Genomic DNA, 23,794 nt, shown 5'->3' on the forward strand with positions numbered 1-23,794 from the left:
TGGATCCTAAACGATCCGACTTGATCCGAACATGGTCGGCTCCGATCCCGGGCGGTCGTTTTCGACGGCATCCCCGACCCTGTCGGTGTTCGAGGTCTCCACCCGCCATCCGAAATCGGGCAGATCGGACAGGTTGTCAGGGGGCTCTCAGAGGGCACCGATCGGCTGCCCCGGGCCCCGCGAACCGTGCGGCACAGCCGCGGCCGGAGGCGGGCAGCGCGGAGCCCGCGGCTTGAGGCCAGGCGCATCGCGGGCGGCGAAAAGGCGGGTGATGGGGCGTGGCTGAGCCGATAGCATCGATTGGAGCGGCGCGGGCGGCCCCGACTCCCCGCGCACGTCTCAGATCCGCGCGCAAGCGCCGACCAACGTATGAGGAGCCACTGTGTCCGTCGTGCCTGAGCTGCGTATCACCCTCGCCGGAGTCGAGCGTGCGGTGGCGGCTCAGACTACGGCCGGCCAGGCGCTCGAAGCCGACGGGCGGACCGTGGTCGCCGCCCGCGTCAACGGAGAGCTGCGCGACCTCGCCCACGAGCTCTCCGAGGGCGACGCGGTCGAGCCGGTCGCCGTCGACTCCGACGACGGCCGCGCGATCCTGCGCCACTCGACCGCCCACGTCATGGCCCAGGCGGTCCAGGAGTTGTTCCCCGAGGCCAAGCTGGGCATCGGCCCGCCCGTCGACAACGGCTTCTACTACGACTTCGACGTGGCCGAGCCCTTCACTCCCGAGGACCTCAAGCGCATCGAGAAGCGCATGCAGGAGATCGTCAAGCAGGGCCAGCGCTTCGACCGCCGCCCGGTCTCCGACGACGAGGCCCGCGCCGAACTCTCCACCGAGCCCTACAAGCTGGAGCTGATCGGCCTCAAGGGCGACGCCGGCGACTCCGCCGAGGGCGCCAACGTCGAGGTCGGCGCCGGAGGGCTGACCGTCTACGACAACATCCACCCCAAGACCGGCGAGCTGTGCTGGAAGGACCTGTGCCGGGGCCCGCACCTGCCCACCACCCGGTCCATCCCCGCCTTCAAGCTGATGCGCTCGGCCGCCGCCTACTGGCGCGGCAACGAGACCAACCCGCAGCTGCAGCGCATCTACGGCACCGCTTGGGAGAACCGCGACGCGCTCAAGGAGTACCTCGCCTTCCTGGAGGAGGCCGAGAAGCGCGACCACCGCAGGCTGGGTGCCGAGCTGGACCTGTTCTCCTTCCCCGAGGAGCTCGGCTCGGGCCTGCCGGTGTTCCACCCCAAGGGCGGCGTGATCCGCAAGGAGATGGAGGCCTACTCCCGCCGGCGCCACGAGGAGGCCGGCTACGAGTTCGTCAACACCCCCCACATCTCCAAGGCGCAGCTGTTCGAGACCTCGGGGCACCTGCCGAACTACAGCGAGGGCATGTTCCCCCCCATGGAGTTCGAGGGGCAGGACTACTACCTCAAGGCCATGAACTGCCCCATGCACAACCTGATCTTCCGCTCGCGCGGCAGGTCCTACCGCGAGCTGCCGCTCCGGCTGTTCGAGTTCGGCACCGTCTACCGCTACGAGAAGTCCGGCGTCGTGCACGGCCTCACCCGCGCCCGCGGATTCACCCAGGACGACTCGCACATCTACTGCACCGTCGAACAGGCCCCCGACGAGCTGGACCGCCTGCTCACCTTCGTGCTCGACCTGCTGCGCGACTACGGGCTGAGCGACTTCTACCTGGAGCTGTCCACCCGAGGCGAGTCCGAGAAGTTCATCGGCGAGCCGGCGGAGTGGGAGGAGGCCACCGAGCTGCTCCGCCAGGCCGCCCAGAAGCAGGGGCTGGACCTGGTCATGGACCCCGGCGGCGCCGCATACTACGGGCCCAAGGTCTCGGTGCAGGCCAAGGACGCCATCGGCCGCACCTGGCAGATGTCCACCCTCCAGGTCGATTTGCAGCAGCCGAAGCGCTTCGAGCTGGAGTACACCGCCTCCGACGGCTCCCGGCAGCGCCCGATCATGATCCACCGCGCCCTTTTCGGCTCGATCGAGCGGTTCTTCGGCGTGCTGCTGGAGCACTACGCGGGGGCGTTCCCGGCCTGGCTGGCACCGGTCCAGGCGGTGGGCATCCCCATCGCCGACGAGCACGCCCCCTACCTCGGGGGCTTCGTCGAGCGGCTGCGCGCCGAGGGCGTCCGGGCCGAGGTCGACTCCGGCGACGACCGGATGCAGAAGAAGATCCGCAACGCCCAGAAGCAGAAGGTGCCCTTCATGCTGCTGGCCGGCGACGACGACATCGCCAAGGGCGCGGTGTCGTTCCGCTACCGCGACGGCTCGCAGAACAACGGCGTGCCGCTGGACGAGGCTGCGGAGGAGATCGTCCGGGCGGTGCGCGAACGCAGGTAGGGCCGACCACGGCCGTCGGGCGCCCCGGCGCCCCGGTGGAGGCGGGGCGGGACGTGTCGCCCGCAGTCGCAGGTCCATGCGCGACGGCTCCATGAACTCCACATGCATCCGCCCGGGGTGCCCGTGTGGGGCGGGCGCCCCGGGCGGCGGACGCGCTCAGGCCCCCAGAGCGGCGTCCGGCTCGACGTCGCACTCGCCGGCCGGGCGCTTGTCGAGATAGCCCCACTCGACCATCGCGTGGGCGCCGAGGCTGTCGCGGTCGCCGGCCTCCTCGACGAGCGCGGGCGTGAGCAGGATCTGGCGGCCTCCGCCGGGCTGCTCGAACGCCGGCGCGATGGGGCCGGTCCGGGCCGTGAACTCCTCGGTCACCCGGTAGCAGCGGTAGTTGTGCTCCGGGCCGTCCGGCCAGGTGTTGAGCGAGTCCGGGGGCAGCGACCGCTCGGGGAACGGCGTCCCGGCAGGGGCGAGGAAGGCGCCGCGGGGCGATCCGAAGCGGTCGACCATCGCGCCGGCGGGGACCGTCTCCTCGTCGCTCTGCGGGCGGCCTCCGCGCAGCGCGAACCCGTCGTGTGCGGGATAGCGCCAGCGCTCCCAGAGTTCGCCGGTCCCGGTGTCGACACCGGTCTCGCGGTGCTCGGAGAGGAAGGTGACGGGTTCGGCGCCGCCGAGGCGCTCGTACTCCTCGACGAGCTCGCCGACGACCCCCTCGTCGGGCAGGTCGGCAGGTCCCAGGCGGCGGTCGCCGCACATGTAGCGCTCCCGGTCGGCCTGGCTGGGCGGCGGCACGAGGGCCGGACAGACATGCTGCGTACTCGCCTTGGCCGACGCGGCGGCGGGAGCGGCCCAGGCGGCGGCCGGAGACGCGGCCGCCGCGAGCGCCAGGGCGGCCGCCAGAGCGGCGGCTCGTCGGAACCGGTGCGTGTGCTGAAGAGATCGGGGCATGGGTGGCGACTCCGTTCTGTGCGGGCGGCGAGCGTCGGATGCATCGCCGCGGGCGGTTCGGAGTCATTCAACTACAGTGCGTCACTATATGGGGGTGTTTCGTGCGCTGTGCCGCAGGAACGCCGGCAGTGTGCGTGCCTGATGGCCGGCGCCGATAGTGCAGGTCGGCGGGAGGCGCCGCTGCAGGCGCCGGCGGTCGTGCTCGGTTCCGGCGGCGCGGTCGGCGCGGCGCCGCCGGGGTCGGGCGCCGGTACCGGCGGCCTACCGCTCCTTCGTCGCCCGCTGCTGCTGCCAGCGCTCGATCAGGGCCGGGAACTCGCCGACCATGAACGCGTAGAAGTCGCGCATCTCCTCCAGGCGGGAGCGGGCGTAGCCGTCTTCGGAGGTGATCTCGACGCCGTGCCGGGCCATGCGCAGCATCGCCTCCACGACCTCGTTCTGCCTGCTGAACAGGCGGGCCCAGGCGTCGTCGCGCAGGCGGTAGTGGTCGCGCCGGCTGCCGGCCGCGGGGACGCGCTCCACCAGGCCGACGGAGGTCAGCATGGTGATCGCGCCGGAGACGGCCCCCGTGCTGACGGCGAGCTCCTCGGTCAGCTCGCCCTGGGTCAGGGTGGGTTGCTCGGCGAAGATGGCGGCGGCCAGCACGCGCGCCGCCATGCGCTGCATCCCGTGCTCGCTCAGAGTCAGCGCAAGCTGCTCGGCCGTCTCCCGGCGCTCGTCGGCTTCGGGCAAGCCGGTTCCTCCTCGGGGTCTGCGGTGAAGCCCATCATAGCGAACCCTTCGTAGAGTCTGAGTATTCAGAAATTTCTGAAATTCTCGTACGGTGAGAGGGTCGTGGGACCGCCCGGCGGCGCCGGCGCGCCGCGACCGCTCTCTCGGCACCGGCCCATTCCGCCAGCCCGAAGGGAGCCCCACGATGCGGGTCCTCATCGTCAACCACGGAACGCGCGGCGACGTCCAACCGTTCGCGGCGCTCGCACGGGCCCTGCGCGCGGCAGGGCACGAGCCGCTGCTGGCCGCCGCGGAGTCGTCGGCCGCCCTGGCGGCCGACCACGGGCTGGCGTTCGCCCCCCTCGACGACGGGCCGGTCCGCATGCTCGACGACACGGAGCTGGTCGCCGACACGGCCGAATCGGGAAGGCGGGGCGGGCGGCTGCGCGAGGCCGGGGCGATGGTGCGGATCGTGCGCCGAGCCAAGGCCGACATGGTACGGGTGCTGGACGACATGGCCGCCGCCGCGGACGGGTTCGCCGACGCCGACGTCGTGGTGCACGGGATGGGCTATCCGGGCCACCACATCGCCGAGTACCTGGGGGTCCCATCCGTCCCGGTGGCCCTGCAGCCGTTCTGGGTGCCCACGGCGGCCTTTCCCAACCCCATGCTGCCGGTGCCCGTGCCGCGCGCCCTGAACCGGGCGAGCCACCGGACCAACACGCTCGTTCTGCGCGCCTACAACGGGACCGTGAACGCCTGGCGCGCGGGGCGCCTGGGCCTGCCCCGGCGCCGCGGCGGGCACGACGCCCTGCGCCGGCCCGACGGGACGCGGGCGCCGCTGCTGCAGGCCTACAGCCGCCACCTCGTAGGCGACCCCGCCGACTACCCCGATTGGGTGCACACCACCGGCTACTGGTTCCTGCCGGCGCCCGCCGACTGGGCTCCGCCGGAGCGGCTCACGGCGTTCCTACAGGCCCAAGAGCCGCCCTTGTTCGCCGGGTTCGGCTCCATGCCCGGAAGCGACCCCGCCCGGCTGGGCCGGGAGGTCGTCGGCGCGGCGCGGCGCGCCGGAGTCCGTGCGGTGCTCGCGACCGGATGGGGCGGGCTCGCCGGGGTCGCCGAGGCCGACGACGTCCTCGTCGTACGGGAGGTCCCGCACGACTGGATCCTCCCGCGCGTGTCGGCGGTCCTGCATGCAGGAGGAGCCGGTGCCGTCGGCGCCGCTCTGGCCGCCGGGCGCCCGCAGATCGTCTGCCCCTTCCACCGGGAGCACCGCTTCTGGGCCGACCGCGTGCACGCCGCCGGCCTCGGCCCTGAGCCGCTGCCCGCAGCCAGGATCACCGCCGGCGGCCTCGCCGGGCGGATCCGGCAGGCCGCGGACGACGCTGCGGCGGCCGGCCGCGCCCGTGAGACGGGGGCGCTGGTGCGCGCCGAGGACGGGACGGCGCCGGCCGTGGCGCTGGTGGAGGCCGAGGTGGCGCGCAGCAGAGCGGTCGGCGGAGCCTAGGAGCCGCACCGCCGGTGCGGCAGCCCGCCCATCCGCCCGGCCGCCTCAGGCGGGAAGCCCCAGCTCGCGGGCGATGAGCATGCGCTGGATCTCCGACGTCCCCTCGCCGACCTCCAGGATCTTGGCGTCGCGGTAGAACCGGCCCACCGGGTACTCGTTCATGAACCCGTAGCCGCCGAAGATCTGCGTCGCGTCGCGTGCGTTGTCCATGGCGGCGTTGGAGGACGCCAGCTTCGCGATCGCGGCCTGCTTCTTGAACGGCTCGCCCGCCAGCATGCGCGAGGCGGCGTCGTAGTAGGCCAGGCGGGCGGTGTGTACGCGCGCCTCCATGTCGGCGATGGTGAACTGGATCGCCTGGTAGCGCCCGATGGTGTTGCCGAACGCCTCGCGCTCTGCGGCGTAGCGCAGGCTCTCGTCGACGCACCCCTGGGCCAGGCCCGTGCCCAGCGCCGCGATGGCGATCCGGCCCTCGTCCAGGATGCGCAGGAACTGCGCATAGCCGCGGCCGCGCTCGCCCACCAGGTTGGCCTCGGGCACCCGGCAGTCGTCGAACACCAGTTCATTGGTGTCCGAGGCGTTCCAGCCGACCTTGGAGTAGTGCTGGCCCACCGACATGCCCGGCGTGCCCGTCGGCACCAGGATCGCCGAGATCTCCGGGCGGTCGCCGTCCTTCCGCCCGGTGACCGCGGTGACCGTGACCAGCGAGGTGATGTCGGTACCGGAGTTGGTGATGAACGCCTTGGTGCCGTCGACCACCCACTCGCCGCCCTCAAGGCGCGCGGTGGTGCGGGTGGCGCCCGCGTCGGAGCCGCCGCCCGGCTCGGTCAGCCCGAACGCGCCCAGCGCCTCGCCCGAGCACAGCCGCGGCAGCCAGGTGCGGCGCTGCTCGTCGGTGCCGAAGCGGAAGATCGGCATTGCGCCCAGCGACACTCCCGCCTCAAGGGTGATCGCCACCGACGAGTCGGCGCGGGCGAGCTCCTCCAGTGCCAGGCACAGCGCGAAGTAGTCGCCGCCCATGCCGCCGTACGCCTCGGGGAACGGCAGGCCGAACAGGCCCATGCTGCCCATCTTGGCGACGATGCCGTAGGGGAACGCGCCGCGCTCGTAGTAGTCGCCGATGACCGGGGCCACCTCGGTGCGGGCGAACTCCTCGACGGTGCGGCGCAGCTCCTCGTACTCCTCGGACAGCCCGTGTGCCATGGTCACTCCTCAAGCGTGGTGTGTGCGGAGTCGGGGCCCCCGGAGCCGGGCGGGGTCGCCGCGGGCTCCGGGGTGATGCGGGCCAGCAGCGCGTCCATGGCCACGGGGCGGCCGGGGCGCACGGGCAGCTCGCTGACGGTGCCGTCGACGGGCGCGGTGACGGTGTGCTCCATCTTCATCGCCTCCACAACGGCCACGGGCGACCCGGCGACGACCCGCTCGCCCTCGGCGACGGCGAGTGAGAGGACAGTGCCGGGCATAGGGCTGCGCACCGTGCCGTCGCCGGCCGCACCGGCGGCGCGCGACGGTGCGAGCACGGGGTCGTCCTCAAAGCGCCAGGCCGCGCCCTCGCGGCCCAGCCACAGACCCGCGCGCTCGGCGGCGCGGGCATAGCGCAGGGTGCGCGAGCGCAGCGCGACCGTCAGGGTGCGGCCGTCGGGGGAGCGGGCGGCGTCGACGGCGACGGGCGGGCCGCCGTCGACGCTGACCTCGTAGCCGACGGTGAGCGGGCCCTGCGTGTCGGCTCCGGGGACCAGCGGCGGGGCGCCGAAGCTCTGCGGGTCGGCGGCCGCGGCGGTCGCGGGGGAGGGGCGCCGGCGCACGCGGACCGCTGCCGCACCGTGCCGGGGGGAGCGCAGCCGCCATGCGGTCCACCCGGGCTCGCCGATGCGCCAGCCGTCGGGGACCGCGAAGCGGTCGGCGGTGCGCGGGTCGGGTTCCAGTCCGAGCTGGTGGTCGGCGGCCGCTGCGATCAGCGCGTCGGGCGGGGGAGCGCAGGGGGAGTCCGCGGCGGGTCCCGAGCCGTCGGCCGGGGCGCTGAGCTCGGGCGCGAGCTGTTCGGTGAGGTCGGTGCTCAGCGCTCCGGCGCGCACCTGGGGCGTGCCCAGCAGCGCGCGCAGGAAGGACACGTTGGTGTCGCAGCCGAGCAGGGTGTAGTCGGCCAGGGCGGCGTCCATGCGGTCCAGGGCGCCCGCGCGGTCGGGGGCCCAGGCGACCACCTTGGCCAGCATGGGGTCGTAGGCGGAGGTGATCTCGGTGCCCTCGTCCAGCCCGGAGTCCACCCGCAGGTCCGCGCCCGCGGGCTCGTCCAGCAGCAGGACGCGGCCGCCCGTGGGCAGGAAGCCGTTAGCGGGGTCCTCGGCGTAGACGCGGGCCTCGACGGCGTGGCCGGACAGGGAGACGTCGGCCTGGGCGAAGGGCAGCGGCTCGCCGCGCGCGACGCGGATCTGCAGTTCGACGAGGTCGATGCCGCGCCGGCCGCCGACCGCGGCCACGGCCTCGGTGACGGGGTGCTCCACCTGCAGGCGGGTGTTCATCTCCAGGAACGAGTAGTCGACGGCATCGGCTGTCCACAGGTCGCGAGCCCGAGGTGGTACGGAGTGGGCGGGATCGGGTTGACTTGAAGAAAGGGGTTCCCCCGGAGCCTCCGCACGGTGCTGCTCGGGGCCGCCGTCGGCCGCTCCGCCGCGCGGCCCCTCCACCGCCGCGTCGGCGCCTTCCGCTGCGTCAGCCTCCGGCGGCTCGACGATGAACTCGACGGTCCCGGCGCCGACGTACCCGCACGCCTTGGCCGCGGCCACCGCGGCCTCGCCCATCGCCGAGCGCTGCTCCGAGCTCAGCAGCGGCGACGGCGACTCCTCGACGATCTTCTGGTGGCGGCGCTGCAGGCTGCACTCGCGCTCGCCCAGGTGCAGCACGTTGCCGTAGCGGTCGGCCAGCACCTGCACCTCGACGTGGCGGGGCCGCCGCACCAGCCGCTCGACGAGCAGTGTCCGGTCGCCGAAGGCGGCCTCGGCCTCGCGGCGCGCCGCCGCGGCCGCCGCGGCGAGCTCGCTCGGGCCGTGCACGACGCGCATCCCCTTCCCACCGCCGCCCGCCGAGGGCTTGATCAGCAGGGGGTAGCCGGTACGCTCCGCCGCGCGCGCCAGTTCGTCCTCGTCCATGGGCCGGCCGGGTTCTTCCGCGAACCCGGGCAGCAGCGGCACGCCGGCCTCGGCGACGCGCGCCTTGGCGCTGATCTTGTCGCCCATCGCCTCGATCGCCTCGGGCGGCGGGCCGATGAACACCAGCCCCGCTTGAGCGCAGCGGCGCGCGAAATCGGCGTTCTCGGCGAGGAAGCCGTAGCCGGGGTGCACCATCCGCGCGCCGGACTCCACCGCAGCGGCCACGATCGCCTCGGCGTCGAGGTAGCTTTCGGCCAGGGAGGGGCCGCCGACGCAGACCGCGGCGTCGGCCGCGCGCACGTGCCGGGCTCCTGGGTCGGCGGTGCTGTGTACGGCGACCGAGCGCAGGCCCATCCGCCGGATCGTCCGCATGATGCGCACGGCGATCTCGCCGCGGTTGGCCACCAGCACGGCGGCCGCGCCGCCGGAGGCGGGCACACCCGCGGAGGGCGCGCCTTGACCGCCGGCAGGCCCGCCCGGCGCCGACCCGCCCGGGACGGCCCCGGCGGGTCCTGCGCCCGGCGCGGCCCCATCGGCGGTCCCGTCCCGCTGCGCCTCCGGCGCCCGGTCGGCGCGCTGCTCACCCTCGGACATCGTCGTCCCCCTCACATCCGGAACACGCCGTAGCCCACCGGCTCCAGCGGGGCGTAGCGGGCGGCCTCCAGGCCCAGCGCCAGCACGGTGCGGGTGTCGGCCGGGTCGATGACGCCGTCGTCCCACAGCCGCGCGGTCGAGTAGTAGGGGTCGCCCTGCCGTTCGTACTGCTCGCGGATCGGCGCCTTGAAATCCTCTTCCTCCTCGCCCGGCCAGTCCCGGCCCTGTGCCTCCAGCTGGTCGCGCCGCACCGTCGCCAGCACCGAGGCGGCCTGCTCGCCGCCCATCACCGAGATCCGCGCGTTGGGCCACATCCACACGAACCGCGGCGAGTACGCCCGGCCGCACATGCTGTAGTTGCCCGCGCCGAAGGACCCGCCCACGACAACGGTGAACTTGGGCACCCGTGCGCAGGCCACCGCCGTGACCATCTTCGCGCCGTGCTTGGCGATCCCGCCGGCCTCGTAGTCGCGTCCGACCATGAACCCCGAGATGTTCTGCAGGAACACCAGCGGCGTGCTGCGCCGGTCGCACAACTCGATGAAGTGGGCGCCCTTGAGCGCCGACTCGGCGAACAGGATGCCGTTGTTGGCCACGATCCCCACGGGATGGCCGTGGATCCGGGCGAACCCGCACACGAGGGTCGTGCCGTACTCGGCCTTGAATTCGGTGAACTCGCTGCCGTCGACGACGCGGCCGATGATCTCGCGCACGTCGTAGGGGGTGCGGGTGTCGGTGGGCACCACGCCGTGGATCTCCGCGGGATCCAGCTCGGGCGGCCGCGGCTCGGCGCGCTCCCAGGCCGGCTCGCCGCGCGGGCCGAGCGTGTCGGCGATCTGGCGGACGACGGCCAGCGCGTGGGCGTCGTCTTCGGCCAGGTGGTCGACCACCCCGGAGGCGCGCGCGTGCACGTCGCCCCCGCCCAGCTCCTCGGCGGTGACGACCTCGCCGGTGGCGGCCTTCACCAGGGGCGGGCCGCCCAGGAAGATGGTGCCCTGGTCGCGGACGATCACCGCCTCGTCGCTCATCGCCGGGACGTAGGCGCCGCCGGCCGTGCAGGAGCCCAGCACGGCGGCGACCTGCGGGATGCCCAGCTGCGACATGGTCGCCTGGTTGTAGAAGATGCGCCCGAAGTGCTCGCGATCGGGGAAGACCTCGTCCTGCATCGGCAGGAACGCTCCGCCGGAGTCGGCCAGGTACACGCACGGCAGCCGGTTGTGCAGCGCGACCTCCTGGGCGCGCAGGTGCTTCTTGACGGTCATGGGGTAGTAGCTCCCGCCTTTGACCGTGGCGTCGTTGGCGACGATCACCGCCTCGCGCCCGCACACGCGCCCGATACCGGTGATGATCCCGGCGGCGGGCGCGTCGTGGCCGTCGGCGCCGTAGAGCCCCCAGCCGGCCAGGGGCGCCAGCTCCAGGAACGGCGAACCGGGGTCGAGCAGCCGGTCGACGCGCTCGCGCGGCAGCAGCTTGCCGCGCTCGGTGTGGCGGATGCGTGCCTTCTCCGGCCCGCCCAGCGCGGCGGCGGCCAGGCGCTCGCGCAGTTGGGCCGCGAGGGCGCGGTTCGCTGCGGCGTTGGCCGCGAACTCGGCGCCCTCGGTGTCGACGGCCGAGCTGAGCACCGGTGCCGTTGGCATGGGTTCGCCTCCGCAGTTAATGAACGCTAACATCGGTGATGTTAGTATCCGTTAACGGCGGTGTCCAGTGCCGAGCGCGCTCCGTCCGGGCGCCGCCGGGGCGAGGGAAGGAGGCGCCGATGGCCGGCCGCACCGCCGGCGCCCGCCGCGCCGAGATCCTGCGGGCCGCCGCGGACCTGTTCGCCGCACGCGGTTTCCACGGCGTCAGCATCGACGACCTCGGCAAGGCGGTCGGAACCAGCGGCCCGGCGCTCTACCGGCACTTCCCCGGCAAGGACGCGCTGCTTGCGGCGATGCTGCTGGAGGTCAGCGAGCGCCTGGCCGCCGACGGCAGGCAGCGCGCCGAGGCCTGCGGCGACCCGCACCGTGCGCTGGACGAGCTGCTGCGCGGCCACATCCGCTTCGCGCTCACCGAGCCGGCGCTGATCACGGTGCACGACCGCGAGCTCGGCAACGTCGCCGAACCCCACCGGCGCCGCATCCGCCGCCTGCAGCGCGGCTACGTCGAGCAGTGGGTGGGGGTGCTGGCCCGCCTGCGCCCCGAGGCCGACCCGCCCACCCTGCGCGCCGCCGTGCACGCGGCCTTTGGACTGCTCAACTCCACCCCGCACAGCGCCCAGCAGATGGCATCCGAACCCATGGCCGAGTTGCTGCTCTCGATGGGCCGAGCCGCCCTGCTGGCCGAGCGCTGAGGCCCCTGCGCAGGCGGTCCGAACGGATTCAGGGGGCGCGGTCGGGCCGGCTGGCGCCGGCCCGACCGCGGTCGCGCTATCCGCGCCTGGCGACGGCGCAGATGAGCACGACGTCGAGCAGTGATGGACGGTAGGCGTACGCCGCAATGGCGACCGCGGCGAACTCGATCTCCGTCAACCCCACGAGGCGGTCGACCAGCTTTGCCCGCCAGGTCTTCTTGGAGCGGTGCCTACCATTCTCGTCGTTCCTGCCGGGCATGGGAACCTTCCTTCGCGAGAGACGATGGAATCACCTGCCCAGCACCCCATCCGGAAATCCTGAGCGGGAAATTCCGAATGAGGACTGCCCTCATCTTCCTCCATTATACCGCGGCCTTCCGGTGTGCACCAGCGCAACAGTTCTCCGCATTCCCCGGATCCGCTCGGCCGGGGTTTTCCGAACCCCTACGACCGGAGGTCGACCAGCACCGGGCCGACCCGCTCTCCGCTGGAGCGCGCGAGGCAGACGAGCGCGTGGCCGCGGGGCACACCGGTGATGATGTCCGACGCGGACCACCGGGGGCGCTCGACACGGCGGAAGGCGAGCCCTCGCGACTCGCTTTCTGCGCCGCCTGCGGGCCGCCCGTACCTGTCGTAGCGCCGGTCGGTACTGCTGCCGACGCTGCGCACGGTTTCCGTCTCGTAGTGCTCGCCGAACCAGGCTGAGAAAACGTCGGCGTCGTTCGGGTCCACGCCACCGAACACCACTTTGCATCCGGTGGACCCGAAAACGGTGTGCCGGAGCTCGGCGGGAAAATCGGAAAGCGATTGCGAGAGGAGTACCAGGCCGGCGTTTCCCGAACGCAGCCGCTGGACCCCGCGCGCCACGTAGTCGTCCACGAACCGCCCCGCCTCGTCGATGACGAGCCCCTTGAACACGCCGCGGTCGGCATCGGGGGCCGAGACCGTCTGGACGAACTGGGACACCACGATCCGCGCGAGGATGCGCGAGGCGTCCGGCAGTTCGCTCTCGGGCAGCACGACGCGCACCCGGACCGGGCGGTTGACCTCCTCCATGCGGAACACGGGACCGGGGTGGTCGAAGAGGCCCCGCATGGCGGGCCGGTCCAGCAGCGCGAACCGCTCGACCAGACTGGCGGCGGCGTCCACGCGGGCCCTGCCCTGCTGGACACGGGTGTCGAGCAGGGTCTTGTGCTCCTTGGCGCCCGGCCCCTTGAGCGCGCTCTTGACCCGGTCCAGTGCCGACTGCTCGGCGCGCAGCAGCGCAAGCAGTTCGGGGACGGCCGGCCACCGGCCGAACGCCGCGTGGAACGGAGCGAGGCAGCTGTAGAGCGCGTTTCGCGAGGCGTCGACGAAATAGGCCTTGTCGTCGCTGACGTCCGGCGGCAGGAGGGTCGAGGCGAGCCTGTCGGCGGCGGCGTCGGCCGACCGGGCCCCGCCGAACAGACTGAACCCGCAGGTCGGAGCCAGGGGGTCGATCGTGACATCGAACCACCCGTCGAACCCGAAGTCCGTCCCCTTGGGATCGACGACCACGACACTGCTCTGCCCTGCGAGCGCTCCCAGGCACAGGTGTTCGACGACGGGCACTGCGATGCCGCGTGTCTTGCCCGAGCCGGGAGGGCCGACCGCCAGCAGGGAGGTCCGCAGCACGTCCAGATCCACGCCGAAGTGGTCGCTGCTCAGGATCTGGCCGCGGGAGTCGGGAGCGGGCCGGCCCAGGCGGACCTGCCCGGCCGCCAGGTTGTGCACGGCGTGCCGGCCGCCGGGCAGCGCGCGCACGCCCGAGGCGGGCAGCGCCGCGGACGAGCCCTGCGACGCGACCTGACCGGCGAGGACCTCGGCATAGTCCGGATCGGCCGCCGCGCGCCGCACGGCGTTGGCGATGCGCGCCGCATCGACGTCCGCAGTTGCCGGGTCCTCCGACATCGCGTCCAGCGCCGCCGCGGCGCCCGGATAGCGGTCGCGCATCCAGTCCCACGGCCGCGGGGCGCGCGGTGCTCGGCGCCGCCAAGGCCTCACGCGCCTGCTCCCGTCCCGCGGATATCCGCTCTCATGCGCCGCTGCGCTGCGCGTGGCGCTGCAGTGCCGTCAGACGCGCGTGCAGCGCGGGGTGGCTCGACATCATCCGCTCGAGGGCGCCCGCCTGCGTGTGGCCGTCGTCGTAGCCCTGGGCCTGCCAGAGCTGGAAGAGGTCGGCCAGGTGGGGGCCGTAGCCGAGATCGGCGGCCACCCGGTCCGCGTACAGCTCGCCGCGCCTGCTGAACCACGCGTCCACGGGCGCGGCGACCACCAGCGGCACCAGCGGGAGGAGGAATGGAAGTACGCAGAACGCGGGAACGAGCAGGAGGGCGCAGCCGACGAAGGCGGCCGTCCCGGTGTTGCGCGACCTGCTGATGAGCATCGCGCCGATGGTGAGGCTGTAGAGCCGGGTGAGCAGCCGGGTGATCAGGCCGGCGAGCCTGAGCACCGCACGGGTGGGCAGGGAGTACCAGTAGACGAGGATGCGCGCCCACGGGTGGCCGCCCAGGTGGTGCCCCAGCTCGTGGGCGAGGACGGCCTCCAGGTGGGCGGGCGCGAGCTCGGCCAGCGCGAAGCGGGTGACGCCTACGGTGCGGCCCGCCCCCGCCGAAGCGTTGACGTCGTCGGCGTCCTGGACCCACAGGGTGTAGGCGGCGGGGTCGATGCCGGCGCGCCGGGCGACGCCTGCCCACAGCGCGTCGATCCGCTGGCGCTCCTGCGGTGAGGGCGGGCGGAACCGGAACAGCAGCCGCGCGATCGTGTTCTCCACCGGTCCCCAGAGCGGGAGGGCGCCGGACAGGGGGAACCCCACGACCACCGCCCAGCCGACGATGTTGCTGACCGCGTCGTCCGCCCCCGAATCGAAGGTGAACGGGGCGGTGACCAGCCCCGCGGCGACGGTGAGCACGATCATGCTGCTCAGCAGCCACGGCAGGCCGAACAGCAGCGTGACCGCCGCCGAGGTGGTCACGGTCCTGCGTCGCCGGGGTGCGGGTGGTAGCCCTTCGACGGGGACGAACGTGCCGGGTGCCGGGTTTCCGGGCGGTGGCGGCGCCCCTGGGCCGCCTGCGCCCTCGGGCGGCGCCCCCGGGAAGGCGGCAGGTCCGGCTGCCGCTCCCGGGGCGCCCGGCCGGTGTTCTGGGTGGTGGTGCGGTGTGCTGATGACTGGCCCCTTTCCGACTCGGTGGCACGCTAGGCCGCCGGGGTCCTGGGGGACCTACAGGCGGGATACAGCCCGCCTGCTCCGGGAGTGCGCCGCGCACCACCAGGTCGCGCGGCGCGCCGCGCCCTCCCCTTCGGCGCCGCGGCGAGGAAGGGGCCGCGAATCTGCGCGCGCGGCCGGGCCCGCATCACCGGGTGCGCGGTTTCGGGGCGGGTGCGCGCGAGGCGCGGTGCGCGGGCGGGGCCCTGCGGGTGCGGCGAACCTAGGGTGCGTCAGGTGGCTGCGCGAGGGCGTCGGCTTCGGCGAGCACGCCCTCCGCCCGGGGGTCGCCGCACATCCGCAGCACCGCCCCGAGGATCCGCAGGGCGTCGATCCGGACCGGCGGGATCTCGGTGTCCCGGCACAGCGCCTCGGCCTGCCAGGCGTCCGACACCGCCGCGGCGGTGTCCCCCTGGGCGTGCCGGGCGAGGCCGCGCCACTGGAGGGCGCGCGCCCTCCACGGCACATGTCCCGTGCGTTCGGCCAGCTCCGCGGCCGCGTCGGCGTGGCCCACCGCGGAATCCGGGCGTCCGGCCCGCAGATGGGCCCAGGCGAGGCTGTCGTGGATCCGGCAAGCGTCGAGCAGGTCGCCGTGGCCGCGGTTGAGGGCGAGGCTCCGGTGCAGCAGCCGCAGCCCCTCGCCGTGGTCGCCGCGCAGGATCGCCGCTCGAGCGATGTCGTGTGAGATCACCCCGACCGCCTTCCAGCGCTGCGCGCCCTCCTGCAGCGCCAGGGCCGCCGCGAGGCGCTCGGCGGCGCTTGCCAGTGCACCGAGCCGGACCTCTGCTGCGCCGACCACCGCCAGGACGCGGGCCCGGGCGCGGTCGTGGCCGGACTCCGGCAGGCGGCGCAGCGCCGCGTAGGCGCAGGCGGCCATGTCGTCGTAGCGGTGCAGGCTCAAGTGGGCGTTGGACAGGATGCACAGCACCTCCGCCGCGAGGCCGCGGTCGCCGTCGCGCTCGGCGCCCTCCAGGACCGGCCGGTAGAGGCGGATGCACTCGGCCGGGTGGAAGACCACCAGCCGGCGGTGGAGTACGTGGAGCAGTTCGCGGGCCAGCGGCAGCTGCGCAGGGCTGCGGGCGAGCTGGCGCACCAGGGCGTTGAGCGGCGCGATGTGCCCGCCCACCCAGGTGTTGCCTTCGGCGACGGTCCGCGGTCCCGGCAGCTCGCCGGTCGGGGGGTCGTCGGCGCGGGGAAGCCGAAGCACCGGGTTGGCGCTGATCAGTTCGATGTAGCGCCGGGCCACGCGGATCAGGGAGAGCGTCGTCGCGGCCGGCTCCTCCTCGTCGCGGGCCAGCTCGGTGGCGAACAGCCGGAGCAGGTCGTGCATGCGGTACACGGTGCCGTCGCGCTCCAGGAGGCCGTAGCGGACGAGCGAGCCGAGCAGCCGGTAGGCCGACATCTCGTCGGTGTCGACGAGGGCCGCCGCAGCAAAGGGGGTGATCTCGGAGAAGCTGAGCAGTCCGAGGCGGCGGAACAGGCGCGCCGCCGCCTCCCCGCGGGGCTCGCCGGTGAGCAGTGCGCGGTACCCGATGTCGAACGTCGAGCGCACGTCCAGGTTCTCCATGCCCAGCTCGTCGAGGCGGAAGCGCTCGTTGCGCAGCCGCTCGGCGAGGTCGGGCAGCCGCCAGGCGGGGACCTCGGCGAAGCGGACGCCGATGACCCGCACCGCCAGGGGCAGGCGGCCGCACAGCGCGGCGATCTCGCGGGCCACCTCGGGCTGCCGGTCGATCGGCTCGGGGCCGATGAACCGGCGCAGCAGGTCGACCGCCGCGCCGGTCGCGAGCTGGCCGAGCCGCAGCCGAGTGAGTCCTTCCAAGGCCGACAGCTCGTCGCGGCCGGTGACGACGACGGCGCACCCGCCGCCCGCAGGCAGCAGGGGGCGCACCTGGTCGCAGTCGACGGCGTTGTCCAGGACGATCAGCAGGCGCCTGCGCGCGGTCACGGACCGGAACCAGGCCGCGGCCTCGGCGGTGTCCGGGCTGATCATCCGCTCGGCGACGTGCAGCGCACGCAGGAACCTGCCGAGCACCTCGGCCGGCTCCAGCGGCGGGAGCCCGGGCGAGGTCCCCTGCAGGTCGACGTAGAGCTGCCCGTCCGGGTAGGCGTCGGCGGCGCCGTGCGCGGCCGCCACCGCAAGGGCGGACTTGCCGGTGCCCCCCACCCCGTGGATGCCGACGAGCGCCGGCCCCGGCGGCCAGGCCTCGGGAGTCTCGGTGCGGGGGCCGGCCCAGCCGCCCGGCCGCGCGAGCACCGTGCGCACGCGGTCCAGTTCGCGGTCGCGGCCGACCAGGGCCTCCGGAGCCGGCGGCAGCTGCTGCGGCATCGGCGCCGCGCGATCGCGCATGACGGCCGCCGGCGAGACCGGGGCGTCGGCCGAGCCCGCGAGGATCGCCTCGTGCAGGCCCTGCAGCTCGGCCCCCGGCTCCAGCCCGAGCTCCTCGGCCAGGGTGCTGCGCGCCTGCTGGTAGGCGTTCAGCGCCGCCGCGCGCTCGCCGGCGGCGCTGTGCGCCCGGACGAGGAGCCCCCAGGCGGGCTCGCGCAGGGGGTGGTCGGCCAGCAGCAGGCGCAGCCCGTGCGCGGCTCCCGCCACGTCGCCGGCCAGCAGCAGGGCTTCGAGGCGCCCTTCCCGCGCTCGGACGTGCGCCTCGGTGAGCGCGTCGGCGTCGGCGCGCAGGGTCCGGCCGAGGGGCACGTCCTCCAAGGCGCCGCCCCGCCACAGTGCGAGGGCGCGGCGGTACTCGGCGCGTGCGGCGTCGGCGTCTCCCGCCCGCAGGGCCGCGTCGGTGTCTCGCCCGAACACCCCGCGCCGCCGGGCCGACGTTTGACCGCGGGGTGCTCGGGCAGCCGAAGCGCAGACGGACTCGTGCGCCCGGCGGGTGCTCGCGGCAGGCGCCGCTGGGCCGACCCGCACAGCAGGGCGGTCGAAGAGGGAGTGGATCGACCATGGCACGGCCTCGCATCGTGGTGGTAGGCGCGGGATTCGCAGGGCTGCAGACCCTCAAGCGGCTCGAACGCCGCATACCCAGGTCCGCCGCCGAGATCGTCCTCGTCGCGCCAAACGACTACATGCTCTACAGCCCGCTGCTGCCGCAGGTGGCCTCAGGCCTGCTCACGCCCCAATCCGTGGCGGTGTCGCTGTACCGCTCCCTGCACCGCACCCGCATCGTGCCCGGCTCGGCCATCGGCGTCGACACCGACGCCAAGGCGGTGCTGATCCGCAAGATCTCCGACGAACCGACCGTCGAGCGCTACGACCGGCTCGTCCTCGCGCCGGGCAGCCTCACCCGCGTCTTCGACATCCCCGGTCTGACCGAGCACGCCTTCGGCAACAAGAACCTCGCCGAGGCGACCGTGCTGCGCGACCACGTGCTCGCCCAGCTGGAGCTGGCCAACGCCACCACCGACCCCGTCGAGCGCGAGGAGCGCTGCCGGTTCGTCGTGGTCGGCGGCGGCTACACCGGCGTGGAGACCGCGGCGTCCCTGCGCCGGCTGACCGAGGAGGCGGCGCGCCGCTACCCCTCGCTGCGCTCGGCCATCAACTGGCATCTGGTCGACATCGCGCCGCGGCTCCTGCCCGAGCTGGGCACCAGACTGGGCGAGGAGGCGCTGGACCTGCTGCGCTCGATGAGCGTCGAGGTCAAACTGGAGGTGACGGTCAGGGAGGTCACCGAGCACAAGGTCGCGCTGACCGACGGCCGCATGCTGCCCTGCCGCACCCTCATCTGGACGGCGGGCACCTCGCCGAGCCCGCTGATGGATTCCCTGGGCGCCGAGACCAGCCGCGGAAAACTCGTGGTGGACTCCGACCTCGCGGTGCCCGATCTGCCCGACGTGTTCGCCGTCGGCGACGCCGCCGCCGTGCCCGACCTCAGCAAGGACGAGAGGGGCGCGGTGTGCCCGCCGACCGCCCAGTACGCCGAGCGCCAGGGCACGGTGGCCGCCGAGAACGTGATCGCCTCGCTGACCGGTCGGCCCAAGCGCACGTTCCTGCACAAGGATCTGGGACTGGTCGTCGACCTGAGCGGGCGCGACGCCGTGGCGCGGCCGCTGGGCTACGACCTCTCGGGCTTCCCCGCGTTCGCGGTCACCCGCGGATACCACCTGTGGTCCCTGCCCTCCAACCCCGCCCGCGCGCGGGTCGCGGCCAACTGGATGATCCGCGCGGTCACCGGCGGCGAGGTGGCGCGGCTGGGCTTCCACCGCGGCAGGCCCTCGACCTTCGTGGACCTGGAGGCCGCCCACTACCTCGACCCGCAGGGCGCGCGCCGCGAGAGCGCGCGCCTGCTCGAGCCGGCTCCGCAAGCCGAGGGCGACTGAGGACTTTCGGTCCGCTGCCCCGGCTCCGCACGCGTACTCCCGGGTGCAGCCGCGCACGCGGGGCGGGCGCCGTCAGCGGACGATCTCGTAGCCGGCCTCGTCGACGGCGGCGTCGAGCTGCTCCTCGCTGAGGGGGCTCTCGCTACCCACGTCGACCCGGCCGCTGCCCAGGTCGACGTCGACCGAGGTCACGCCCGGCAGTGCCGAGACCTCCTCGGTCACCGCCTTGACACAGTGATCGCAGGTCATGCCCTTGACGGTGAAGGTGATGGCTGCCACGGCCGGTCCTTCCTCATAGACGGGTGCGTCGGTTGCGAGGGCGGGTCAGGAGCGCACCAACCGGGCGATGGCCTCGGAGGCCTCGCGCACTTTCTCGTCGGCCTCCTCGCCGCCGTTGGCCACGGCGTGCCCCACGCAGTGCTTGAGGTGCTCGTCGAGCATCGACAGCGCGAACGAGCGCAGCGCCTTGTTCACCGCGGCCGTCTGCGTGAGGACGTCGATGCAGTAAGAGTCGCTCTCGACCATCCGCCGCAGGCCACGGACCTGCCCCTCGATCCGGCTGAGCCGGTCGAGGTGGCTCTTCTTGTTGTCGTGGTAGCCGTAGGTGGCCATCTGAGTGCTCTCTCCGGTATCCCGCTCTTCAGCCATCAATATACCCCCTTCGGGTATAGCAGCGCCCTGTGTCCGTACGGCATTCCCGCGCCGCGCCGCCCCGGACGATACCCGCGGCCGGGCGAACGGCCCCAGTATCGCCCCACGCGGGTGAAGTCGGCCTATTGCCGTTGATCGTGTAGCCATCGTCACTGGAAATCGCCTTTCTTCGCGATGGCTACACGATCAACGGCTTCGTCTTTCAGCGCCGGCGCGGCCGCAGCCCCAACCGGCGCAGCTCCACCTCCGCCAGGCCCGCGACGACCTCCGCGTCGCCCGCACGCCATGCCCCGACCGGATCGGGGGCGACCTTGAGCAGCCGCCGGGGCCGCGCCGTCGTCAGTGCGCGCAGCGCCAGCAGCGGCGCACCGCTGTCGGCGGGCATCGACCGCAGCGCCGCGGCGCTTGAGGCCCGGCGGATCCACCGGCCCCGCGTGGGAAGCCAGGCGACCAGCGCGAAGAGGACCGGGACCACCGCCGTCATCAGCGACAGCGACAGCGCCACAGTGCCCATGGTCTCCTGGAACCCGCGGCCGGCCTCGCTCAGCGAGGCGCCCGCGTCGCCGACGCGGCCGAACGGCGCGGCGAGGCCGTCGCCCGCCCACGGCACCCGCTCGGCCTGGTCGGCGGCGTCGGCCATGCTCTCGGCCACGCCGTCGCCGGCCGACTCGATCAGCTCGCCGGGCTCGGCCAGGGCGCGGAGCGCCTCGTGCAGTGTCAGGCCCGCCCACACCCACGCTGCGATCCAGCCCGCGGTCAGCAGGTCGGCACCGGACTGGACCAGGAAGCGCAGAGGGCGATCGGCGTAGATCCGCATCGATAGTCTCCGAAGAGTGAGAGGGGTGGGGGCAGGGTTGCGCCGGCGGCGCGGCCGGGGAGGCGGCCGCCGAAGCCCGTGTCCCAGACAGTCCCCCCAGAAGGCGGCTCTCAGACCTGGCCGGTGGAAGGGCCCCGCGCCCGCGGGGGCCCGACCGCACCTCCGGCGGGCGAATCCGCAGCTCGCCGCGGCCGCCGCCGTCTCCAGAGGAGGGCCGCAACGCTTGCCAACCGGATGGCCGCCGACCGACCATTGGGGTATGAGCGAGTCCAGAGACCAGGAGAGCAGCATCCTCGGCCGCATCAGCGACCTGGTGACCGAGGAGCGCGACCTGCGTGAGCAGAACGAGCACCGGCTGACGCCGGAGGAGCGCCAGCGGATGCGCCGCCTGGAAGGCGAACTCGACCAGTGCTGGGACCTGCTGCGCCAGCGCCGCGCCCGCGAGGAGTTCGGCGACGACCCCGACGCCGTGCGCGTGCGCCCCGCCGACGACGTCGAGGGCTACCGGCAGTAGGTCCGCGGGCGGTCGCGGCCCCCCCGCGCCCGGGCCCGCGCGGGCCCCGGCAGGAGCCGAGGGGAACCCGGAGGCCGTTTCCGGCGTCTCACAGTGCGACCGCGCACCGGCGGTCGGCGCGCCTCCCGCGAGCGGCGCCGCTTCCGGTGCCCAGAGCTGCTGAGACGGATCGGGCCGCACCTCGATGCTGGAGATTCTGACCGGGACCGGGCTCGCCTCGGCCGCCGGTCTCAACGCCTACGTCCCCCTGCTGACCGTCGGAATCATCGCGCGCTACACCGAACTGCTGCCGCTGGGCCCCGGATGGCAGTGGCTGGAGCACCCCGCCGTGCTCGCCATCCTCGGTGTTCTGCTGGCGCTGGAGGTCGCGGCCGACAAGATCCCCGCGGTCGACAGCCTCAACGACGCGGTGCAGACCGTCGTGCGCCCCACATCGGGCGGGATCACCTTCGGCGCCGGCGCCTCCTCCGCAACCGCCACGGAGATCGCCTCGCTGGCCGGCGGAGACGCGGGCGGCGCCGGAGGCGACGGGGGAGCGGCCTGGTGGCAGATCGCCGCCGGCGTGCTGATAGCGCTGGCCTTCCACCTGCTCAAGGCGAGCGCGCGACCCGTCCTCAACGCCGTGACGTTCGGTGCCGGCGGCCCGGTGGTCAGCGTCGTCGAGGACGCCGCCAGCGTGCTGACTTCGGTCGCGGCCGTCCTCGTCCCTGTCGTGGCCGTGGTCGCCGTCGTCCTGATGGCGGCGGTCGGCGTCTGGGCTCGGCAGCGCCGCAGGCGCCGGCGGCGCGAGCGGCGGAGCTCGGCGGCGCCGCACATCCCCTGACCCCGCGGCGGGCGGTACACCCCGGTTCGGTCTCGGCCCGGACCCGGGCGCGAGCCTGCGTACGGCTCCGTGCTCGCCGCCGCCCGCGCGCGCAGGTCGGCGTCGGTTCGGTCGGCGCCGTGTCTTAGAGTGCTCAGCGTGGTAGAAAACGGGTTCGCTCGCCTCAACGGCGTCAAGCACATCGTCTGGGACTGGAACGGCACGCTGCTCGACGACAACCACGCCAACATGGCCGCCCTCAACCGCGTCTGCGCCGAGTTCGGCCGGGACCCCGTGGAACTGGACTTCTGGCGCACCTTCTTCCGCCGCCCGCTGCTCGACTGCTACGAGGAGCTGCTGGGCCGCTCTCTGGCCGAGGAGGAGTGGGCCCGCCTGAACCGGGTCTACGACGACCACTACACCGAGCTGCTGCCCTCCTGCGGCCTGGCCGACGGTGTGCCCGACATCCTGTTGGACTGGCACGCCTACGGCGGCTCGCAGTCGCTGCTGTCGATGGCCTCCCACGACAGCGTCACCGCGCTGGTCGCCCAGCGCGCGCTGGAGCGCCACTTCGCGCGGGTGGACGGGCGGCGCTTCGACACCCGCGACGGCTCCAAGTCCCGCCACCTGGCCGCCCACCTCGCCGAGCTGGAGGTCGACCCCGCCACGGTGGTGCTCGTCGGCGACATCGACGACGACGGCCGCGCCGCCTCCGAGGCCGGCGCGCACGCGATCCTGGTCGCCGCCGGCATGATGAGCCGCGAGCGGCTGGAGGCCACCGGCCACCCCGTGGTCGACTCACCCCGACAGGCCGTCGCCGCCCTGTGCGCCTGAGCGACCGTCCGGCAACCGGCGATCACGCGGCTGAAGTCGGCCCACCACCGTTGATCTTGTAGCTATCGTGAAGAAAAACGATTTCCAGTGACGATAGCTACAAGCTGTGTGGGGCCTCCCTCTGGTCGGCCGTACCGGAGGAACAAAACGAGGGTGAACCGGCCCGCTCCAGACCCACTCCAGAGAATGTCACGGAACGATAACGGGATTTCGTGGGCGTCTCGCGATGGAGTGCGTTTGCCCAGGTCAGAGGTGCTAGCTCCGCTGTTTTGGGAATAGATCAACGGGTGCGGGGCCTGGGACGGGACGAGGGGCGGCACCGACGGTGCCGCCCCTCGTCCGCTCGCTGCGCCCGGGGTCGAGCGGGCCTCAGCCGAGCTGGACCTTGCGGGCGTCGTCGAAGCGGCGCTGCACGTCCGCCCAGTTGACGACGTTCCAGAACGCCTTGACGTAGTCCGCCTTGACGTTCTTGTACTGCAGGTAGAACGCGTGCTCCCACATGTCCAGCATGAGCAGCGGGTAGGAGCCGGCCGCCAGGTTGCCCTGGTGGTCGTAGAGCTGCTCGATGATCAGGCGCTGGCCGAGGATGTCCCAAGCGAGGATCGCCCAGCCCGAGCCCTGCACACCGGTGGCCACGGCGCCGAAGTGGGCGCGGAAGGCGTCGAAGGACCCGAACTGGTCGTCGATGGCGGCACCGAGCTCACCCTCGGGCTTGTCGCCGCCGTCCGGCGACATGTTCGGCCAGAAGACGGTGTGGTTGATGTGCCCCGCCAGATTGAACGCCAGGTTCTTCTCCAGGAGGTTGACCGTGCTCAGGTCGTTCTTGTCCCGGGCCTCGGCCAGCTTCTCCAGCGCGGTGTTGGCGCCCGAGACGTAGGTGGCGTGGTGCTTGTCGTGGTGCAGCTCCATGATCTGACCGGAGATCCACGGCTCCAGCGCCGAGTAGTCGTAGGGCAGCTCCGGAAGCTCGTAAGGCGCAGGCATGTTCTACGCACCTTCCTCTGACGCGGTTAAAAAGGATTCGGGGCGAACGCGATCGCCGGTAAAG

20 protein-coding genes are annotated in these 23,794 nt (G+C 73.4%); 7 read left to right on the top strand and 13 right to left on the bottom strand.

Annotation, left to right across the window (positions count from 1 at the left end):
- Positions 1-382 precede the first annotated feature (382 nt).
- Positions 383-2,356: a threonine--tRNA ligase gene (thrS, locus tag RM446_RS02380; protein ID WP_311543385.1), complete on the top strand. Its 1,974-nt coding sequence runs from the start codon at positions 383-385 to the stop codon at positions 2,354-2,356.
- Positions 2,357-2,512: 156 nt separating this feature from the next.
- Here thrS and RM446_RS02385 read toward each other — a convergent pair whose 3' ends face one another.
- Positions 2,513-3,298 carry a TNT domain-containing protein gene (locus RM446_RS02385; RefSeq protein ID WP_311543386.1) on the bottom strand — a complete coding sequence of 262 codons (786 nt, stop codon included), beginning with the start codon at positions 3,296-3,298 and terminating at the stop codon, positions 2,513-2,515.
- A gap of 261 nt (positions 3,299-3,559) precedes the next feature.
- Complete coding sequence (locus RM446_RS02390; RefSeq protein WP_311543387.1) at positions 3,560-4,030, bottom strand: GbsR/MarR family transcriptional regulator; 471 nt, start codon at positions 4,028-4,030, stop codon at positions 3,560-3,562.
- Positions 4,031-4,214: 184 nt separating this feature from the next.
- On the opposite strand from RM446_RS02390, the gene RM446_RS02395 reads away from it, so the two are divergent.
- Positions 4,215-5,519: a glycosyltransferase gene (locus RM446_RS02395; RefSeq protein ID WP_311543388.1), complete on the top strand. Its 1,305-nt coding sequence runs from the start codon at positions 4,215-4,217 to the stop codon at positions 5,517-5,519.
- Between the two features lie 45 nt (positions 5,520-5,564).
- On the opposite strand, the gene RM446_RS02400 is transcribed toward RM446_RS02395, so the two are convergent.
- From RM446_RS02400 to RM446_RS02410, 3 genes are all read right to left on the bottom strand, one after another.
- On the bottom strand, positions 5,565-6,719 hold the full coding sequence (locus RM446_RS02400; protein ID WP_311543389.1) for an acyl-CoA dehydrogenase family protein: 1,155 nt from the start codon (positions 6,717-6,719) through the stop codon (positions 5,565-5,567).
- 2 nt (positions 6,720-6,721) lie between these two features.
- Entirely contained in the window at positions 6,722-9,034 is a 2,313-nt protein-coding gene (locus RM446_RS02405; RefSeq protein WP_311543606.1) for an acetyl/propionyl/methylcrotonyl-CoA carboxylase subunit alpha, read from the bottom strand.
- Positions 9,035-9,267: 233 nt separating this feature from the next.
- Positions 9,268-10,878, bottom strand: coding sequence for a carboxyl transferase domain-containing protein (locus RM446_RS02410; RefSeq protein ID WP_449657171.1), 1,611 nt, complete (start codon positions 10,876-10,878; stop codon positions 9,268-9,270).
- 134 nt (positions 10,879-11,012) lie between these two features.
- On the opposite strand from RM446_RS02410, the gene RM446_RS02415 reads away from it, so the two are divergent.
- Positions 11,013-11,585, top strand: coding sequence for an SACE_7040 family transcriptional regulator (locus tag RM446_RS02415; protein WP_311543391.1), 573 nt, complete (start codon positions 11,013-11,015; stop codon positions 11,583-11,585).
- Positions 11,586-11,661: 76 nt separating this feature from the next.
- On the opposite strand, the gene RM446_RS02420 is transcribed toward RM446_RS02415, so the two are convergent.
- The 4 genes from RM446_RS02420 to RM446_RS02435 form a co-directional block, all read right to left on the bottom strand.
- Complete coding sequence (locus tag RM446_RS02420) at positions 11,662-11,844, bottom strand: hypothetical protein (protein ID WP_311543392.1); 183 nt, start codon at positions 11,842-11,844, stop codon at positions 11,662-11,664.
- Positions 11,845-12,029: 185 nt separating this feature from the next.
- Complete coding sequence (locus tag RM446_RS02425) at positions 12,030-13,556, bottom strand: type IV secretory system conjugative DNA transfer family protein (protein ID WP_311543393.1); 1,527 nt, start codon at positions 13,554-13,556, stop codon at positions 12,030-12,032.
- A gap of 82 nt (positions 13,557-13,638) precedes the next feature.
- The gene (locus tag RM446_RS02430; protein WP_311543394.1) at positions 13,639-14,577 is read right to left on the bottom strand and encodes a M48 family metalloprotease; all 939 of its coding nucleotides are present in this window, start codon (positions 14,575-14,577) and stop codon (positions 13,639-13,641) included.
- Between the two features lie 454 nt (positions 14,578-15,031).
- Entirely contained in the window at positions 15,032-17,611 is a 2,580-nt protein-coding gene (locus RM446_RS02435) for an AfsR/SARP family transcriptional regulator (protein ID WP_311543395.1), read from the bottom strand.
- A 143-nt stretch (positions 17,612-17,754) separates the two neighbouring features.
- Between RM446_RS02435 and RM446_RS02440 the strand changes: the two genes are divergently transcribed.
- The gene (locus RM446_RS02440) at positions 17,755-19,128 is read left to right on the top strand and encodes an NAD(P)/FAD-dependent oxidoreductase (RefSeq protein ID WP_311543396.1); all 1,374 of its coding nucleotides are present in this window, start codon (positions 17,755-17,757) and stop codon (positions 19,126-19,128) included.
- 72 nt (positions 19,129-19,200) lie between these two features.
- Here the strand turns inward: RM446_RS02440 and RM446_RS02445 are convergent, their stop codons facing one another.
- The 3 genes from RM446_RS02445 to RM446_RS02455 all read right to left on the bottom strand — a co-directional run bounded on the left by RM446_RS02445 (position 19,201) and on the right by RM446_RS02455 (position 20,596).
- Positions 19,201-19,407 (bottom strand): heavy-metal-associated domain-containing protein, encoded by a 207-nt coding sequence (locus tag RM446_RS02445; RefSeq protein ID WP_311543398.1) that lies wholly within the window; start codon positions 19,405-19,407, stop codon positions 19,201-19,203.
- 45 nt (positions 19,408-19,452) lie between these two features.
- Complete coding sequence (locus RM446_RS02450) at positions 19,453-19,740, bottom strand: metal-sensitive transcriptional regulator (protein WP_311543607.1); 288 nt, start codon at positions 19,738-19,740, stop codon at positions 19,453-19,455.
- 241 nt (positions 19,741-19,981) lie between these two features.
- Positions 19,982-20,596: a hypothetical protein gene (locus tag RM446_RS02455; RefSeq protein WP_311543399.1), complete on the bottom strand. Its 615-nt coding sequence runs from the start codon at positions 20,594-20,596 to the stop codon at positions 19,982-19,984.
- Between the two features lie 259 nt (positions 20,597-20,855).
- Here RM446_RS02455 and RM446_RS02460 point away from each other — a divergent pair, with 259 nt between their 5' ends.
- The 3 genes from RM446_RS02460 (at position 20,856) to RM446_RS02470 (ending at position 22,746) form a co-directional block, all read left to right on the top strand.
- Positions 20,856-21,110, top strand: coding sequence for a DUF2630 family protein (locus tag RM446_RS02460; RefSeq protein WP_311543400.1), 255 nt, complete (start codon positions 20,856-20,858; stop codon positions 21,108-21,110).
- Positions 21,111-21,294: 184 nt separating this feature from the next.
- A complete protein-coding gene (locus tag RM446_RS02465) occupies positions 21,295-21,933 on the top strand; it encodes a DUF4126 domain-containing protein (RefSeq protein ID WP_311543401.1) in 639 nt (212 codons plus the stop codon).
- Between the two features lie 138 nt (positions 21,934-22,071).
- Complete coding sequence (locus RM446_RS02470; RefSeq protein ID WP_311543402.1) at positions 22,072-22,746, top strand: HAD family hydrolase; 675 nt, start codon at positions 22,072-22,074, stop codon at positions 22,744-22,746.
- Between the two features lie 369 nt (positions 22,747-23,115).
- On the opposite strand, the gene RM446_RS02475 is transcribed toward RM446_RS02470, so the two are convergent.
- Positions 23,116-23,730, bottom strand: coding sequence for a superoxide dismutase (locus RM446_RS02475; protein ID WP_311543403.1), 615 nt, complete (start codon positions 23,728-23,730; stop codon positions 23,116-23,118).
- Positions 23,731-23,794 lie beyond the last annotated feature (64 nt).

The sequence above is a fragment of the Streptomonospora wellingtoniae genome (genome assembly GCF_031845375.1).
In the GTDB taxonomy this organism is placed as follows: Bacteria; Actinomycetota; Actinomycetes; order Streptosporangiales; family Streptosporangiaceae; genus Streptomonospora; species Streptomonospora wellingtoniae.

Excerpts from the sequence above, each read along its gene's own strand:
- RM446_RS02385 (WP_311543386.1), bottom strand. The coding sequence starts at position 3,298 with ATGCCCCGATCTCTTCAGCACACGCACCGGTTCCGACGAGCCGCCGCT.
- RM446_RS02395 (WP_311543388.1), top strand. The coding sequence starts at position 4,215 with ATGCGGGTCCTCATCGTCAACCACGGAACGCGCGGCGACGTCCAACCG.
- RM446_RS02400 (WP_311543389.1), bottom strand. The coding sequence starts at position 6,719 with ATGGCACACGGGCTGTCCGAGGAGTACGAGGAGCTGCGCCGCACCGTC.
- RM446_RS02405 (WP_311543606.1), bottom strand. The coding sequence starts at position 9,034 with ATGCGGACGATCCGGCGGATGGGCCTGCGCTCGGTCGCCGTACACAGC.
- RM446_RS02415 (WP_311543391.1), top strand. The coding sequence starts at position 11,013 with ATGGCCGGCCGCACCGCCGGCGCCCGCCGCGCCGAGATCCTGCGGGCC.
- RM446_RS02420 (WP_311543392.1), bottom strand. The coding sequence starts at position 11,844 with ATGCCCGGCAGGAACGACGAGAATGGTAGGCACCGCTCCAAGAAGACC.
- RM446_RS02425 (WP_311543393.1), bottom strand. The coding sequence starts at position 13,556 with ATGCGCGACCGCTATCCGGGCGCCGCGGCGGCGCTGGACGCGATGTCG.
- RM446_RS02440 (WP_311543396.1), top strand. The coding sequence starts at position 17,755 with ATGGCACGGCCTCGCATCGTGGTGGTAGGCGCGGGATTCGCAGGGCTG.
- RM446_RS02450 (WP_311543607.1), bottom strand. The coding sequence starts at position 19,740 with ATGGCCACCTACGGCTACCACGACAACAAGAAGAGCCACCTCGACCGG.
- RM446_RS02455 (WP_311543399.1), bottom strand. The coding sequence starts at position 20,596 with ATGCGGATCTACGCCGATCGCCCTCTGCGCTTCCTGGTCCAGTCCGGT.
- RM446_RS02460 (WP_311543400.1), top strand. The coding sequence starts at position 20,856 with ATGAGCGAGTCCAGAGACCAGGAGAGCAGCATCCTCGGCCGCATCAGC.
- RM446_RS02465 (WP_311543401.1), top strand. The coding sequence starts at position 21,295 with ATGCTGGAGATTCTGACCGGGACCGGGCTCGCCTCGGCCGCCGGTCTC.
- RM446_RS02475 (WP_311543403.1), bottom strand. The coding sequence starts at position 23,730 with ATGCCTGCGCCTTACGAGCTTCCGGAGCTGCCCTACGACTACTCGGCG.